General features: G+C 36.1%; 2 protein-coding genes. Both read right to left on the bottom strand.

What is annotated here, in order from left to right:
- A partial coding sequence (locus ACNOHI_RS24610) for a hypothetical protein (RefSeq protein ID WP_420477362.1) occupies positions 1 to 426 on the bottom strand: 426 nt, incomplete at its 3' end.
- Between the two features lie 163 nt (positions 427 to 589).
- A partial coding sequence (locus ACNOHI_RS24605; protein ID WP_420477361.1) for a hypothetical protein occupies positions 590 to 929 on the bottom strand: 340 nt, incomplete at its 5' end.

Genomic DNA, 929 nt, shown 5'->3' with positions numbered 1-929 from the left:
ACGTTTGCTTGCAGGATAGTATCTAATTTGATCTTTGACTCTATCAGCATTGAAGACTACACAATTAAATCCGAATCTGTTGGAATCCCGCCAATAACGCACAAAGATACCAGGCTCCATTGGTGTATAGTCGAAAGCTTCGACAAGGATAAGAACAGAAGAATCTTTATTAACTAGATAAAAATCTGGCAGGATATTCGTCCCTCTATCATCTTTTTTCGTCATATAGAAGAAATACTCCAGAGAATTTCCACCCTCATTGTTGAGCATATTAAAACCGGAAGGTTTTGTAAACTTAACGCCATATCTCGATGTCCATGTTTTGGAAAAATCCTGGCCATAGCCAATGTTATACCAAAACAATACCTGAATAAAAAGAATCCAGCTTAAATGGTAAAATCTTTTAATTATCATCTTTAGGCTCATCGTATATCAAGAAAATACTTCGTTTGTCAATAGAGGCTGTGTTTTTACAAGCATCGCTATGTTTATTAATTATTCAAGGAATAAGCGATTTTTTAAGGAATAGCGGGTGATTGTTAAAACCTGTAGATCAAGCCTTAAAAAACATTAGAGGTATATTTTGCTACTAATTTTTATAGAAATTGTAAACTCCCGTTAAGGCTGCATCTTTAACCCAAACAGGTGAATTTTCGGGGTTTGATGGATCAGACATTTTTATATAACCCTTGCTATCTACATTTTCGATCATATAGTTATGTCCATTATAAGATGCACCAACCTGACCGCCACTTTTATTTAATACGGACTGAATCTCATTGGCATTTGTTGTAGCATCAAACGAAACGGTATAGTCTGGCCGATATGATCTAATATAAGCAGCGACGTCAACCGGATAATATTCATACCCAGGCTCACCATTCGGCAAAGTTTTTTGTGTAAACGCGTACCGGTTCATCAATTCGTCT

This window comes from Noviherbaspirillum sp. ST9, from assembly GCF_048799745.1.
Lineage (GTDB): Bacteria > Pseudomonadota > Gammaproteobacteria > Burkholderiales > Burkholderiaceae_D > Noviherbaspirillum.
The sequence above is the reverse complement of the archived record's forward strand: the minus strand, read 5'-3'. Positions and strand labels throughout refer to the sequence as shown.